The sequence below is a fragment of the Sphingomonas hominis genome (genome assembly GCF_013328205.1).
Lineage (GTDB): Bacteria > Pseudomonadota > Alphaproteobacteria > Sphingomonadales > Sphingomonadaceae > Sphingomonas > Sphingomonas hominis.
In genome coordinates this window covers 1-932 of sequence record NZ_JABULH010000032.1, presented here as the reverse complement: position 1 = coordinate 932, position 932 = coordinate 1, and the positions used below count along the sequence as shown (strand labels likewise).

General features: G+C 63.9%; 1 pseudogene. It reads left to right on the top strand.

Annotated features, from left to right (window positions below):
• Positions 1–130: 130 nt before the first annotated feature.
• Positions 131–588: pseudogene (locus HRV97_RS17240) on the top strand (septal ring lytic transglycosylase RlpA family protein).
• The last annotated feature ends 344 nt before the right edge of the window (positions 589–932 follow it).

The window sequence follows — 932 nt, the reverse complement described above, 5'->3', positions numbered from 1 at the left end:
CGCATCATCCACTTCACCGGCTTCGTCCATCTCGCCGCTGCCATGATCTGGCTACGATGAATGTCGATCCGGCCTAGCTTTACCGTTCACGGTCTCGGCATGCATAGGCGCTAGGGTGAGCGATTAGCCGGTGAACATCAAGCGGCCATATAGTGTGTGTGGGGTGACCTACGTGCCCGCGGCTACGCCGGGATGTGAGACGGTTGGATACGCTAGCTGGTACGGGTCCGAGTCAGGCAACCGCACCGCGAACGGTGAGCGGTACCGGGCGCGCTGAGTGAGCGGAGCGCATACGACCTTGCCGTTGCCGAGTTACGTTGATGTCACCGCGCTCGACACCGGCAGATGATCCTGATGCGCCTCAACGATCGCGGGCCGTTCTCGTCCACGCGCGTCATCGACCTGTCACGCGGAGCGGCGCGGTTGCTCGGGGTCGAGCAGGCCGGGCGCGTAGCGGTGCATTTTAGGCTGCTCGATCCGCCTGAGCGCGACCGCGCACGACTGCGGCGCGGCAAGCCTGCCGCGGCTCGACGCAATGCTTCACCGGAACAGTTGTCGGCGTGGCGCTCGGTGCTCGCGGCGCAGTGATACCTAGCGACGCTATCGACGCACAAGCGTGACGACCATGTAAGCTCGTCACAGGCAAGAATGTGGGCGTGTCGACGCCAAGACACGCACACATTCTTACTCCGCCATGTAGCGCGCGAATGCGTCCTTCCATTCCGGATGCCAGCGCGACAGGGCGGGGCGGTTCTCGGTGGCGTCACCTGCCGCCCAAGTGATCCGCTTTCCCGCGGGCAGCAGCCGGTGTGGGTCGTCATGTCATGCGCCTTGGGTCAGGCCGCAGCAGGTGGCGTAACCATCCGCTGAAGACCGCGGGGTGGGTCAGTTTTTGCCCATGAAGTCCCACTGTCTGTGGTCGAGGAGTTCGT